A 13,324-nucleotide genomic window follows, 5' to 3' on the forward strand; every position below is an offset into this window, starting at 1 on the left:
GGTCCACCGGGCGGCCCACTCGGGGTCCCCGGGGTGAGGGGTTGACGGGCCCTCAGGTGGGTTGGCGGACCTCAGGCCGCGATCACCACGGGTCCGTCACCGCTGCCCGTCACCGCTGCCCGTCACCGCTGCCCGTCACCGGTGCCCGTCACCGGTGCCGCGGGGTGAGCAGCCCGCCGAAGGACGGCCGGCGGTGGCGGACGGGCCCGTCGGCCGCCGCCTCCTCCGCGACCCCCTGATCGGTCGCCGAGGGAGCGGCCACACGATCTGCCGCGGGAGCGGCCTCGCGGCGGACCTCGTCGCCGGGCCGGTCCGCAACCCCTGCGGGAGTGCCGGCGCTACGGGAGGCCCGGGCCGGCTCCGACTTGGCCTGGGCCGCGGCAGCGGCGGCCGCCCGCTTCTCGGCGATCCGCAGCTCCTTGCGGGTGGCGCTCAGTTCTTGCTCCGTGGCGGACAGCGCGCTGCGGTGGCGGCGCGCCCGCACGAGCCCCGCCGCCACCAGGGCCAGACCGAGGCAGCAGATCAGGGCGAGCGCCGCCCCGGACAGGAACACGGCCAGCGGAGTCATGGTGGCCACGTCGTGGCCCAGGATGCTCATGGTGGTCGACTGACCGGTGTGCAGGTTGTCGGCGATCGCCAGACCGGTGAAGGCACCGGTGGCCGCCAGCAACAGCAGTCCTAGCAGGATCATGGGAGACCTCCCAGAGGGACGTGGAGACGGGAGTGACGAGGCGCCACCCCTGGCCCAGCCGCGTCTACCCGGCATCGGGAGGCCGAACCGCGCGCCGAACCGCCGCCCCTACCGCCGCTGGGCCGTCCCCGAACCGCCGCCCCCGGTCACGGTGCCGAGTCGGGGACCTCGGGGCTGCGGGCGTAGGCCTTGGTGGGGTTCATCCCGACGCCGTCGAGCTTGACCGTGGCGTCCGTGGAGACCTGGGCGCACTTGCCCGCGTCGTCCGCGGTCTGGGCGGCGGCGTCGCTCAGCGCGGCCTGGGTGTTGACGGGCGCCGGGGCGCTGGGGGCGGAGCCCGCGCCACCGGTGAAGGCGGTGCCGCTCGGCCAGTCCCTGCCGATCACCAGCGTGACGCCGGCACCGGTGCCGGGCGTGATCGCCGAGGCAGGCAGGCCGAGCGAGGCGGCCACCTGCTGGGCCTCGGCCGCCCGGCCCGCCGGGTACTCCACCGCCGTGGTCTGGCGGATGGCCGGGGCGTTGGCGGCGCTGGTGCCGGAGCCGTAACCGTCGCTCTTCAGCGCGTCGACCAGTTCGACGGCGCGGCCGCCGACCCCGCTGGCGTTCTCCACCAGGACCGCGATCTGCGACTTCGGCAGGCCGGCGCCCGCGGCCGACCCCGCACTACTGGGCGAGGCGGCGGTACTGGGCGAGGGGCCGGCCGGCCCGGCCGTGGAGGTCGCCTGGGCGGCAGCGGCGGACTTCGCACCGTCACCGTTGGTCAGCGACACGTCGTTGGTGATCGCGTTGAACAAATTCCGCGCCGCGGGGGCGACCACCACCCGGGCCGAGTCCTGGGGGTCCGGCTCGTTCTGCATGGTGGTCATGGTGATGCGGTCGGCCGGGACCTTCTTCAGGTCGTCGGCCAGGCCCACCAGCTTGTCGACACCGTCGAGGCCGTCGTCCACGGTGAGCGCCTTGATCGCGGCGTTGGCCAGGGAGAGCACCTTGGTCGGGTCGGCCAGGGTGCCCGCGCTCTTCAGCTGACGGACCATCGAGCTGAGGAACAGGTGCTGGGAGACCGTGCGGCCCAGGTCCGAGCCGTCGCCGAAGCCGTGCCGGGTCCGGACGAACTGCAGGGCCGCCATACCCTGCAGGGTGTGGCTGCCCTGCTTGAGCTTGAGGTGCGAGTAGGGGTCGTAGACGTTGTTGTCGACGCAGACCGGTACGCCGCCGATCGCGTTGGACATGTCCACCACGCCCTTGAAGTCGACCACCATGAAGTGGTCGATGGGTATGCCGGTGAGCTGGTGCACGGCGGCCACCGTGCAGCCCGGGCCGTAGTCCAGGGTGCTGTTGATGATGTCCGAGTGCGGCTTCATCGAGGTGTGGTCCTTGGTGTCCTGGCACCCGGGCAACGCAGTCACGGTGTCGCGCGGGATGCTCATCACGGTGGCGTTGCTGCGGTCGGCCGAGACGTGCAGCACCATCTCCACGTCCGCGTTGGCCCCCGACCCGCAGTCGCCGCCGATCTGGCAGTCGGTCGGGTCGTCGCGCTGGTCGGAGCCGATCACCAGGATGTTGATCGGGGTGCGGCCGAAGGCGTCCGGCTTCTCGTGCCCGGCGTCGCCGGAGATGCCGGAGAAGAGCGGCGAGTGCTTGATGTTGCCGTCCAGCATCTCGTAGACGTACCCGAGGCCGGCGGCCGACACCAGCACCAGGCCGGCCATGGTGTACCCCAGGATCCGCAAGCCGCGCCGTTCGGCCTTGCGCGCCTTCCTGGCCCCCTCGCGGGCAGCCGCCCGGCCACAGGCCGCGGGCACGGCCGTGCCGCCCACTGGTACGTCCGTCATTCCGCCGGCCTCCTCGACCTGGTGTACGGATGGTGCTGTTCGGCGGTGACGACGCAGTACGGCCCCCCAGCGGTTGCAAAGTATGCAAACTAACAGACGTCTCCCGGTTGCCCGACATTTCCTAGCGTGAACATTTCAAAAACCGGCATGGGGAGCCGTCGGGCGGGACAGGGATCGGACGCACTGCCAGCTGACCCCGATCCGGGAGGACCCCTTGCGCTCCAAGCTGCTCGTCTCGGCCGCCACCGCGGCCACCCTGCTGCTCGCCGTCCCGGCCGCGGCGGCCACCCCGAACCCGGGCGCCACCCCGACCCCGGGTGCACCCGGCGCCGGCGACCCCTACTACCCGAGCTACGGGGACGGCGGGTACCGGGTCACCCACTACGACCTGCGGCTCAAGTACCAGCCCGCCACCGACCAGCTGGAGGGCACCGCCACCCTGCTCGCCACCGCCACCCAGGACCTCTCCTCCTTCGACCTGGACCTGGCCCTCAACGTCAGCGAGGTGCTGGTCAACGGGCACCCGGCCAAGTTCACCGTCGGCGACGTGCACAAGCTGGCGGTCACCCCGCAGCAGCCGCTGGCCCGGGGCAGCCGGGCCACCGTCGTGGTCCGCTACGCCGGGGTGCCCTCCACCGTCTCCACCTACGGCTTCGACGCCTGGCTGCGCACCCCCGACGGCGCGGTGATCGCCGACGAGCCGGAGGCCGCCTGGTGGTGGTTCCCGAGCAACGACCACCCCACCGACAAGGCCACCTTCGACATCTCCGTACTGGTCCCCGACGGCACCCAGGTGATCAGCAACGGCGTGCTCACCTCGCAGAGTTCCAAGCTCGGCTGGACCCGCTACGAGTGGCGGCAGAACAAGCCCGAGGCCACCTACCTGGCCACCCTGGCGATCGGCAAGTACGACATCAGCACCGGCACCAGCCCCAGCGGCATCCCGGTGCTCAACGCCTACAGCCCCGACCTCGGCGACAACGCCGACTCCGCGCGGGCCAGCGTCGAGCGCACCGGTGAGCTGGTGGACTGGCTGGCCGGCTACTTCGGCCCCTACCCGTTCGACTCGGTCGGCGGCTACGTCCCCAACGTGCCCACCCACTACGCGCTGGAGACCCAGGGCCGGGTCTTCTACAGCCCCGCCCAGTTCGCGCACGGCGCCAACCCCTCGGTGGTGGTCCACGAGCTGGCCCACCAGTGGTACGGCGACAGCGTCTCGCTGCAGCGGTGGAGCGACATCTGGCTCAACGAGGGCTTCGCCACCTACGCCCAGTGGCTCTGGTCCGAGCACGAGGGCGAGGGCACCGCGCAGCAGCTCGCCGACTACGTCTACTCCTCGCACCCGGCCGAGGACGCGTTCTGGAGCGTCAAGCCCGGGGACCCGGGCGCGGACAACCAGTTCGACGCCGCCGTCTACGACCGCGGCGCGCTCGCCATCCAGGTGCTGCGCACCACCATCGGCGACGAGGCCTTCTTCAAGCTGCTCAAGGCCTGGCCCGCCGAGCACCGCTACGGCAACGGGACCATCGCCCAGTTCCAGGCGCTGGCCGAGCAGCTGAGCGGGAAGCAGCTGGACGGCGTGTTCCAGACCTGGCTCTACACCCCGTCGAAGCCGGTGCTGCCCGCCGCCGGCGTCAAGGCGCAGGCGGCGCCGGCCGAGCCGCGCTCCTGGCAGCAGATCAAGTCCGCCCAGCAGCACTGATCCGGACCGAGCGCCGCTGACCGAGACTGGTCGGAGGTGCTGGAGGAAGCTCCGAAACCGCCGCCGGGACCCGTCTGTCCTGTCATGCTCTCGCACGGTTAGGGTGACGACCGATCAGTTGCGAGAGGTGAGTGGATGGACAATCAGGAGCTCGGCCGGCGGCGGTTCCTCGGCTACGTGCTGGCGGCCTCGACCCTGACGGTGGCGGCCCAACTCGGCGAGGGGGCCGACCGGGCGGACGCCGCGGTGCCCTCGCTGCCGGAGCCGGCCGACCTGTACGACCTCAACGACCTGCTCACCGACGCCGCCCTGCCCACGGCGAACCTGATCACCATCACCCTCAACCCGGACGGCACCGCCTCCTTCGCGCTGCCCCGCGCCGAGGTCGGCCAGGGCATCACCACCTCGACTGCGATGATCATCGCCGAGGAGCTGGACCTGCCGCTGGACAAGGTCCACGTCTCGCTGGCCGACGCCCGCCCCGAGCTGCTCTTCAACCAGCTCACCGGGGGCTCCAACACCACCATCTCCACCTACACGCCGATCCGGGTCGCCGCCGCCACCGCCAGGCACCGGCTGCTGGAGGCCGCGGCGGCGGAGCTCGGCGCCCCGCTCGCCGCGCTCTCCGTGCTGCAGGGCGTGATTACGGCCGCGGACGGACGGTCCCTCAGCTACGCCGAACTCGCCGTCAAGGCGGGCAGCCTGACCGACCTCCAGGTCTCGGTCACGCTCAAGCCGGCCAGTGCCTTCACCGTCATCGGCACCCCGCAGAACCGAATAGACGCGCTCGAGGCCGTCACCGGCCGCAAGCAGTTCGCGATGGACGTCCAGGTGCCCGGCGCGATGCCGGCCATGATCTGCCGCCCGCCGACGATCAACGGCACGGTGGTCGCGGTGCAGAACCTCGCCGCCGTGCGGGCGATGCCGGGGATCACCGACGTCGCCGTGGTCTCCACCGGAGTGGCGGTGCGCGGGCGCACCTTCGGCCAGTGCATCGACGCGGTCCGGGCGCTCCAGGTCAGCTGGGGACCGGGCAGCGAGGACCGGGCCAGCGACGCCACCGTGCTGGCCGAACTGCGGGCGGCGGAGAACCCGCTGGTCACCCCGCCGCTGCCGCTGCTCACCGCGGCCGTGGACGCCCGGTTCACCTTCCACTTCGCCAGCAACAGCGCGCTGGAGACCAACTGCGCGGTGGCCGATGTGCGCCCCGGCAGCGCGGAGATCTGGGCCAGCGTCAAGGCACCGCTGGTCGCCCAGGCCGAGGTCGCCGCCCGGCTCGGACTGCCGGTCGGCGCCGTCACCGTGCACGTCACCCAGGGCGGCGGCTCGTTCGGCCGCAAGCTGTTCCACGACGCCGCACTGGAGGCGGCCGAGGTCTCGCAGGCGATGGGCAAGCCGGTGCGGCTGATGTGGCACCGCACCGACGACTTCCGGCACGGCCGGGTGCACCCGATGTCCACCTCCCGGGTGCGGGCCACCTACTCGCTGGGCCAGGTGCTCACCATGGACCAGCGCCACACCTCGGTGGCCACCGAGTTCGGGCACGGCCTCGGCGACGCCATCACCGCGCTGGCGGCCAAGCTGCCGGTCGGCGGGCTGACCTTCGCCGAGACCATCTTCTCGCTCACCCAGCAGACCCCGTACAACTTCGGCGTCACCACCCAGCTGCTGACCGAGGTCGACAACGGCTTCCACACCGGCAGCATGCGCAACATCTACTCGCCCAACGTGCGCTGCGCGCAGGAGCTGGTGGTCGACCGGCTGGCCGCCGCGATGGGCCAGGACGCCTACCGTTTCCGCCGCCGCTTCCTGAAGGATCCGCGGGCCGTCGCCGTGCTCGACAAGGTGGCCCAGGTCGGCAACTGGGGCCGGGCGATGGCGCCGGGCACCGGGCAGGGGATCGCGCTGCACCCCGAGTACCACGGCTTCGTCGCCGTGCTGGCCGAGATCGACTGCACCCCGGCCACCGTCAACCGGCAGGTCCCCGACGCGGTCACCGGCCCGCGGGTGACCAAGGTGGTCTGCGCCGTGGACGTGGGCCTGGCGGTCAACCCCAAGGGCCTGGAGGCCCAGATGACGGGCGGCATCATGGACGCCATCGCGGTCACCCTCACCTCCAGCCTGCACCTGGCCGGCGGCACCTTCCAGGAGGGCAGCTGGGACAACTACTTCTACACCCGGCAGTGGAACACCCCGCCCGAGCTGGAGATCATCGTGATGCCGCCGACCACCGGGACCCCGGGCGGCGCGGGCGAGCTCGCGGTGGCCGGCGCGATGGCCGCGGTGGCCTGCGCCTACGGACGGGCGACCGGCACCATGCCGACCAGCTTCCCGGTCAACCACGACGCCCCGCCGGCCTTCACCCCGCTGCCGACCGTCCCACCGGTCCCGCAGTCGCCCACCGACGGCATCAGCCGCGCCTACTAGGAGCCGACCCACCTTGCCCCAGCACACCTTCACCCTCAACGGCGAGCAGGTCACCGTGGACGTCGAGGACGACGTCCGGCTGCTCTGGGTCCTGCGCGACATCCTGGGCGTGACCGGGCCCAAGTACGGCTGCGGACTGGGAGTCTGCCAGGCCTGCACCAGCCACCTCAACGGCAAGGCGGTCAACCTCTGCTGCGTGCCGGTGGGCCGGCTGAAGGCCACCGACCAGGTGACGACCATCGAGGGGCTGCCGGCCACCGTCGGCAAGCCGCTGCACCCGATGCAGGAGGCCTGGCTCGAGCAGGACGTGCCGCAGTGCGGCTACTGCCAGCCCGGCCAGATCATGACCGCCGTCGCCAAGGTCCTCCAGGCCCGCGCCGCCGGCCACCAGCTGACCGACGCCGACTTCGACCAGATCCGCAACATCTGCCGCTGCGGCACCTACCACCGGATCCGGGAGGCGATCCTGTCGGCGCAGGACAAGTTCTGACACATCGTGGTGCCGTCGGCCGGTCGGCCCTGAGCAGCCGGCCCGCCGCCGCGACACACCCTGGGGCGGGAGCGCCCGGGGTTGTCGGTGGGGCGTGGCAGGGTGGTGACCGGCAACGCAGGTGACGTACCGTCAGCGATCCGGAGGAGCTCCCGATGCCCGACACGACGCTGCCGCACCCGCAGGGTGCGGTGTGCTGGCTGGACATGCTGCAGAGCAGCCAGGACCAGTTGCTCGCCTTCTACCAGCCGCTGCTGGGCTGGTCCGGCGAGCCGATCGAGCCGGACGTGGCCAAGTACGCCGTGCAGACGGTCGGCGGCCAGGCCGTGGCCGGGATCGGGTACCTGCCGCCGGAGGCGCCGGTGATGCCCTGGACGGGCTACTTCGCCGTGGGGCAGGTCGACGCGGTGGCGCCCCGGATCGAGGAGTTGGGCGGGCGGATCCTCGTCGCGGGGATGGACGCACCCGGGGTCGGCCGGTTCGCCCACGGCACCGACCCGGGCGGGGCCTCGTTCGGCCTCTGGCAACCCGGCCCGTTCCCCGGCTTCGAGGTCTACGGGGTGCACGGCACCCTGGCCTGGTTCGAGCTGGTGACCACGGAGGGCAAGGCCTCGGCCGACTTCTACGCCGCGCTGCTGGGCGCCGAGGCGCAGGAGATGCCGGAGATGCCCGGTTACTGGACGCTGCACGTGGCCGGCGAGCCGCGGGCCGGGATCTGGCAGGTCGACGAGGTGGCGGTCAACCACTGGCGCCCGTACTTCCTGGTCGACGACGTCGACGCGGCCGTGGCTGCCGCGGTGGCCGGCGGTGCGACCGTGACGGACCCGGCCGCGGACAGCCCGTTCGGGCGGACGGCCGGGCTGCTCGACCCGGTGGGCAACGAGTTCAAGCTCGCCTCACCGCCGCCCGGTACCTGAGGCCCGTCGCAGCTCAGGGGGTGACCGGGCGCGGCCGGTGACCCCCTGAGCTGCGTCCCCCGCCCCGCCTAGCCGCGCGGCAGCTGCTCGCCGAGGACGGCCGGCAGGCCGGTCCAGTCGCAGGAGACGAAGGAGGCGTGGGCGGCCGCGAGCTTGGCGACCCGGGCGGTGGCGTCGGCCTGGGACGGGGCGGTGTCGGAGAGCGCCGGGTTGGCGTTGTGGGCGTCCGTCATCACCAGCAGGTAGTGGTTGGCGTCGTACCAGGAGGTGTCGATCCCGCCGTCGACGTAGGCGTGCGCATCACCGTCGAAGACGACGAACCACGGGCGCAGGCTCGCGTCCGGGTAGCGGGTGCGCGGGTCGCCGGCGGCGGCGCCGAGCACGGAGGGGAATATCTGGGCGTCGCCGAGCCGGCCGGCCCCCTGCAGGGCGGACAGGTGCTGGGCGTACTCCTTGTCGGTCCACAGCGTGTCGAAGGGGTTGCTCTGCTCGACGGTGCCCGGGATCACCTCCAGGACCACCTTGCCCGCGAGCGCGGAGCGGGTGGGCCAGGCGTTGGCGCGGGCCGCGGCGTCCAGGCTCGGGTAACCGGCCATCAGATCGGCCGGGCGGAAGACGTCGGTTCCGAGGTGGGCCTGGACGAGCGAGTCGAGCTGGGTCGGCCCGAAGCCCGCGTTGGCGTTGAAGCCGGCCTTCAGCTCCAGCTTGACCATGATCGGCGCGTGGCCGGGGTGGGCGGCCAGCCAGATGCGGATGTCGTCCAGGCAGCTGCCCAGGTCCTTGTTGGCGCCGCCGCGGTACAGGTCGGCCGCGGTGCTCGCGTCGACGCAGTTGTTCCCGTTGCCCCACGGGTTGGAGTGGCTCACCTTCCACTCGCCGGTGAAGGTGTCCACCCAGGAGTCGAGTTCGACCAGCGAGGCGCCGGTGTCCAGCGCCTGCGCCAGGTAGGGGAAGGCGGCGGTGTCGTCGTAGGTGTTGTGCAGCCCGACCGAGGTGCCCTGGGCCAGGGTGAGCGCCGCGGTGCCGGCGGGCGCGGTCGCTGCGGCCGGGGTGGCTGCGGCCGCAGCCGGTGCGCCCGCGACCGCGAACGGCACCAGGCAGGCGGCGGTGGTCAGCAGGATTGAGACGAGACGACGCGGGACGGCCATCGGTCCTCCGGGACGACGCGGGCGGGGGAGCCGGCGCCGGGAGCGCCGACCGCGTGCCGCCATTGGCATGCACGCGCCGCGATGCTAGCGGCACCGGGTGGCCCGGGGGTGACGATCCCTCAAAGTCTTGACCGCGGAAGGCCGCTGTTCCGGAAGTCCGCCGCTCCGGGGGGTCGGCCCCCCGAACGCCGCTCCGCCCCGGCAGCGGTGTGCCGGGGCGGAGCGGCGTTCGGGGCGGAGCGGCGTTCGGGGCGGAGCGAGGGAGCGTCAGTTGCGTCAGCGGACGCGTCAGTTGCGGTAGCGGAAGCGGATCCGGCCGCGGGTCAGGTCGTAGGGGCTGACCTCGACCAGGACGCGGTCGAAGGGGAGGATCTTGATGTAGTTCTTGCGGATCTTGCCGCTGATGTGGGCCAGCACGGTGTGGCCGTTCTGCAGCTCCACCTTGAAGGTGGCGTTGCGTAGGCACTCGGTGACGGTGCCTTCGACTTCGATGCCGCCTGCGGTCTTGGTCATGCGGGTCTCGTTTCAGTTGGAGTCGTGGGACTCGTAGGGCTCGAAGGACTCGGGGGAGTCGTCGGAGTCGGTAGCAGGACTTCGGTGGCGGGCGGGGAGGATCAGCCGCGGACCAGCTCGAGGGTGGTGGCCGCGCGGCGGGCGCCGATGCCTTCGAACAGCGCGACGGCCGCCGGGTTCGCCTGGTCCACCTCGGCCCAGACCGAGTCCCGGCCGCCGCGGTGCTGCTCGCCCAGCACCTGGGCGAGCAGCGCGCGGGCTATGCCGCGGCGGTGCTGGTCGGCCCGGACGGCGAGCAGGCCGATCCGGGGCTGGTTGCGGCCCGGCGGACCGCCCAGCCGGAGCAGGCCGAGGTACGCCTCGCCCTGCCGGGCCACCGCGTACCTGGCCGGGTCGACCACGGGGTACCCGGTCAGGCTGGGCAGGATCTCGGCGGGCATGGTGTGCCACCCCGCGGCGGCTTCCACCTCCGCGCGGACGGCGTGGACCAGTTCCGTCAGCGGAACCTCCTGCGCCGCACCGGCGGGCAGGACGGTCACCCCGGCCGGCGGTCGGACGGTGCCGAGCCCGGTGCGTTGTGGATCGGTGGGCACCAGGTAGCCCGACTCGCGGCGCGCCACGGTGAAGCCGCACCGCTGCCAGGCGGCCAGCTCGTCCTGGTCCGCCTCGTCGACCACGGTGTGCACCGGGGCCGGCAGGTCGGCCAGCATCGCCGCGGCAAGCTGATCGAAGACGGCGCCCTGCCAGGCGTCGATGCTGACGAAGAGTCGGCCGTCAGGTCGGCGCGAGGCGTCGCCGCGGCCGAGCAGCTCGCGACCCGCGACGGCGTGCCACTCGTCGCAGGAGAGGCGGTCGACCACGATCGGGTGCTCGGAGCCGGGGGAGGGGTACGAAGAACTCGGGGAATTCGAAGGGTTCACAGGCGCGGCCTTTCAGGAGAGCCCTGGGGAGGCGCTCCCGGCGACACACCTATGTCAACCGCCCACCGTGACAACGGGGTGGAGCACCCGCAGCGATACCGCGTTCATGGGTCCCACCTCCTTACGTCGTCTCACGGATGTTCAGACAGTAGCACCCCGTTCCGACCGGGCCCACCGGTTTTCCCCGGGGCGCCGACCGGCCCGAACAGCGCCACGCGCGCCGACGGTCCGAGGTGGCGCACGATTTCATCAACCGTCATCGAAGCGATCGGCTCCAGCCGGACCAGGTACCGGGCGGTGATCACCCCGGCGAGCAGCGCGCCGAACGCCGCGGCCCGCCGGTGGGCGTCGGCGCCGCCGATCCGGGCCGCCAGCCGGTCGATGATCTCGCGCTCGACGACCCCGCGCAGCAGCGCGGCGTGGCCCTCGTCCTGCACCACGTCGCGCAGCAGGGCGAGCAGCGGGGGACCGGCCTCGGGGCTGTCCCAGACCGTGAGCAGGGTGCGCAGCACGCGCTGCGGCAACGAGGCCAGCTCGCCCTCCATGGCCCGGGCGGCGGCCTCGGCCGGGTTGACCGCCAGTGCCAGCGCGGCGCCGAACAGGCCCTTCTTGGATCCGAAGAAGTAGCTGATCAGCGCCAGGTCCACGCCCGCCTCGGCGGCCACCGAGCGCAGGGTGACGCGCTGGTACCCGTCGGCCAGGAAGCGGCGGCGGGCGATCTCCAGGATGGCGGCCCGGGTGTCCGGACTGCCCGGGCGGCGGCCACGGGGCACGGCAGCGCTCCTCGCTGGTGCGGTGAGTTAATTCATCAACGTTGAAATGCTACCGCTCCCGGCGCCATGGTGGGACCCGTCCCACCCACCCGCTCCCCGGGAGGCCGAGCAGCATGTCCGCCGTCCAACCACCGTCCGCCGCCGCCGCGCCCGGCGGCACCGCGCGCCCCGACACCGCCGCCCCCGTACGGCACACCGCCGTGCTCGCCATCACCTGCCTGGCGCTGGCGACCGTGGTCTCCGCGATGTCCTCGCTCAACGTGGCGCTGCCCTCGATCGCCCGCGACACCCACGCCGGCCAGACCCAGCTCTCCTGGATCATCGACGCCTACAGCCTGGTCTTCGCCGCACTGCTGCTGCCGGCCGGCGCGCTCGGCGACCGGTTCGGGCGGCGCCGCGCCCTGCTGGCCGGCCTCACCGTGTTCGGCGCCGGCTCGGCCGTGGCGATGACCACCAGCTCGCCGACCGCGCTGATCGCGGTCCGCGCCCTGCTCGGGGTCGGTGCGGCCCTGGTGATGCCGGCCACCCTGGCCACCATCACCAGCACCTTCCCGCGCGAGCGGCGGGCCGGTGCGGTGAGTGTCTGGGCGGCGGTCGCGGGTGCGTCCGCGGTGGTCGGCGTGCTGGTCGCCGGCTCGCTGCTGCAGGAGTGGAGCTGGCGCTCGGTCTTCCTGCTGAACGTGCTGCTCGCGGCCGTCGCCGCCCTCGGCGTGCTGGTCCGGGTGCCGGAGTCGGCGGAGCCCGCGCAGCCGCCGCTCGACCTGGTCGGGGCGCTGCTGGTGGTGGCCGGGCTCGGCGTGCTGGTCTACAGCATCATCGAGGCGCCGCAGCACGGTTGGGGCAGCCCGACGACGCTGGCCGGCAGCGGGATCGGGCTGCTGGTCCTGATCGGCTTCGTGGCCTGGGAGCTGAGGACCAATCACCCGCTGCTGGACCCGCGGCTGTTCCGCAACCGCCGGTTCGCGGCCGGCTCGCTCTCCATCGCGCTGCAGTTCTTCGCCTTCTTCGGCTTCATCTTCGTGCTCATGCAGTACCTGCAACTGGTCCGCGGGGACAGCGCCTTGAGGGCGGCGGTCAGCATGCTGCCGATGGCACTGACGCTGGTGCCCGGCTCCCGGCTCAGCCCGCGGCTGACCGCCCGGCTCGGGGCCCGGCGGCCGTGGGTGGCCGGGCTGGTGCTGGCCGCGGTCGGCCTCGCGCTCTTCTCCCGGGTCGACGGCGCCACCCCCTACTGGCAGCTTGCCGCGATCCTGGTCGTGCTCGGAGCCGGGCTGGGGCTGGCGATGCCGCCGGCCACCACGGCGATCACCGACGCGCTGCCGGACACCCAGCAGGCGGTGGCCTCCGCGGTGAACGACCTGGCCCGCGAACTCGGCGGCGCGCTGGGCATCGCGGTGCTCGGCAGCCTGCTGACCGCCGGGTACCGCGGCCACCTGGCGCTGCCCGGCGTGCCGGACCAGCTCGCCCGGGCGGCCCGCTCCTCCCTGGGCGCCGCGGTCTCGGTCGGCGGCCCGGTGCTCGACCACGCCCGGAGCGCCTTCGTGGCCGGCCTGCAGGACGCGCTGCTGGGCGGCTCCGCGGTAGTGCTGGTGGCAGCGGTGGGCGTGGCGGTGCTGCTCCGGCGGCGCGGCCCGGAGCGCTGACGGGCCGTCGACAGCAGCTGGACCCGGTCACCGGGCCGGGATCGGCATCGCCCTGATGCCGATCCCGGCCGTTCCGGTCGTCCCGGGACGGGGGTCGGCCCGCCTGCCGGCGCGCGCAGGGTGAGGTCGGGCCCGACGGGTGGGAGCGGGCCCGCTGCGACAGAAGAGCATGAGCTCAGGTGAATGTCCAGCTGAAAAGGGAGGAACAGTTCCGGTTGAAGTTCCCGCCCGGGGCTGCGCACTGCAGTCGTTCCGATTTACCATCACC

The 13,324-nt window shown here is 72.9% G+C and carries 11 protein-coding genes; 5 read left to right on the top strand and 6 right to left on the bottom strand.

Features of this window, described 5'->3' with window-relative positions:
- Positions 1 to 148: 148 nt before the first annotated feature.
- Positions 149 to 691, bottom strand: coding sequence for a hypothetical protein (locus tag C7C46_RS34750; RefSeq protein ID WP_181442173.1), 543 nt, complete (start codon positions 689 to 691; stop codon positions 149 to 151).
- A 146-nt stretch (positions 692 to 837) separates the two neighbouring features.
- A complete protein-coding gene (locus C7C46_RS03630) occupies positions 838 to 2,523 on the bottom strand; it encodes an LCP family protein (RefSeq protein ID WP_245984104.1) in 1,686 nt (561 codons plus the stop codon).
- A gap of 214 nt (positions 2,524 to 2,737) precedes the next feature.
- Between C7C46_RS03630 and C7C46_RS03635 the strand changes: the two genes are divergently transcribed.
- The 4 genes from C7C46_RS03635 (at position 2,738) to C7C46_RS03650 (ending at position 8,059) form a co-directional block, all read left to right on the top strand.
- Positions 2,738 to 4,225, top strand: a complete 1,488-nt coding sequence (locus C7C46_RS03635) for a M1 family metallopeptidase (protein WP_110665594.1) — start codon at positions 2,738 to 2,740, stop codon at positions 4,223 to 4,225.
- A gap of 135 nt (positions 4,226 to 4,360) precedes the next feature.
- Positions 4,361 to 6,652, top strand: coding sequence for a molybdopterin cofactor-binding domain-containing protein (locus C7C46_RS03640; RefSeq protein WP_110665597.1), 2,292 nt, complete (start codon positions 4,361 to 4,363; stop codon positions 6,650 to 6,652).
- A gap of 13 nt (positions 6,653 to 6,665) precedes the next feature.
- Entirely contained in the window at positions 6,666 to 7,142 is a 477-nt protein-coding gene (locus C7C46_RS03645; RefSeq protein ID WP_110665599.1) for a (2Fe-2S)-binding protein, read from the top strand.
- A gap of 155 nt (positions 7,143 to 7,297) precedes the next feature.
- Positions 7,298 to 8,059 carry a VOC family protein gene (locus C7C46_RS03650; protein WP_110665602.1) on the top strand — a complete coding sequence of 254 codons (762 nt, stop codon included), beginning with the start codon at positions 7,298 to 7,300 and terminating at the stop codon, positions 8,057 to 8,059.
- Between the two features lie 68 nt (positions 8,060 to 8,127).
- On the opposite strand, the gene C7C46_RS03655 is transcribed toward C7C46_RS03650, so the two are convergent.
- From C7C46_RS03655 to C7C46_RS03670, 4 genes are all read right to left on the bottom strand, one after another.
- Positions 8,128 to 9,207: a phosphatidylinositol-specific phospholipase C domain-containing protein gene (locus tag C7C46_RS03655; protein ID WP_110665604.1), complete on the bottom strand. Its 1,080-nt coding sequence runs from the start codon at positions 9,205 to 9,207 to the stop codon at positions 8,128 to 8,130.
- Between the two features lie 288 nt (positions 9,208 to 9,495).
- Positions 9,496 to 9,720, bottom strand: coding sequence for a translation initiation factor IF-1 (gene infA / locus C7C46_RS03660; RefSeq protein WP_110665606.1), 225 nt, complete (start codon positions 9,718 to 9,720; stop codon positions 9,496 to 9,498).
- Positions 9,721 to 9,821: 101 nt separating this feature from the next.
- Positions 9,822 to 10,640 (bottom strand): GNAT family N-acetyltransferase, encoded by an 819-nt coding sequence (locus C7C46_RS03665; RefSeq protein WP_245984105.1) that lies wholly within the window; start codon positions 10,638 to 10,640, stop codon positions 9,822 to 9,824.
- 131 nt (positions 10,641 to 10,771) lie between these two features.
- Positions 10,772 to 11,413, bottom strand: a complete 642-nt coding sequence (locus C7C46_RS03670) for a TetR/AcrR family transcriptional regulator (RefSeq protein WP_110665608.1) — start codon at positions 11,411 to 11,413, stop codon at positions 10,772 to 10,774.
- 113 nt (positions 11,414 to 11,526) lie between these two features.
- Between C7C46_RS03670 and C7C46_RS03675 the strand changes: the two genes are divergently transcribed.
- On the top strand, positions 11,527 to 13,056 hold the full coding sequence (locus C7C46_RS03675) for an MFS transporter (RefSeq protein ID WP_110665610.1): 1,530 nt from the start codon (positions 11,527 to 11,529) through the stop codon (positions 13,054 to 13,056).
- Positions 13,057 to 13,324: the final 268 nt, after the last annotated feature.

Origin of the sequence: Streptomyces tateyamensis (assembly GCF_003205575.1) — a bacterium.
Taxonomy (GTDB): domain Bacteria; phylum Actinomycetota; class Actinomycetes; order Streptomycetales; family Streptomycetaceae; genus Kitasatospora; species Kitasatospora tateyamensis.

Excerpts from the sequence above, each read along its gene's own strand:
- infA (WP_110665606.1), bottom strand. The coding sequence starts at position 9,720 with ATGACCAAGACCGCAGGCGGCATCGAAGTCGAAGGCACCGTCACCGAG.
- C7C46_RS03630 (WP_245984104.1), bottom strand. The coding sequence starts at position 2,523 with ATGACGGACGTACCAGTGGGCGGCACGGCCGTGCCCGCGGCCTGTGGC.
- C7C46_RS03675 (WP_110665610.1), top strand. The coding sequence starts at position 11,527 with ATGTCCGCCGTCCAACCACCGTCCGCCGCCGCCGCGCCCGGCGGCACC.
- C7C46_RS03640 (WP_110665597.1), top strand. The coding sequence starts at position 4,361 with ATGGACAATCAGGAGCTCGGCCGGCGGCGGTTCCTCGGCTACGTGCTG.
- C7C46_RS03655 (WP_110665604.1), bottom strand. The coding sequence starts at position 9,207 with ATGGCCGTCCCGCGTCGTCTCGTCTCAATCCTGCTGACCACCGCCGCC.
- C7C46_RS03650 (WP_110665602.1), top strand. The coding sequence starts at position 7,298 with ATGCCCGACACGACGCTGCCGCACCCGCAGGGTGCGGTGTGCTGGCTG.
- C7C46_RS34750 (WP_181442173.1), bottom strand. The coding sequence starts at position 691 with ATGATCCTGCTAGGACTGCTGTTGCTGGCGGCCACCGGTGCCTTCACC.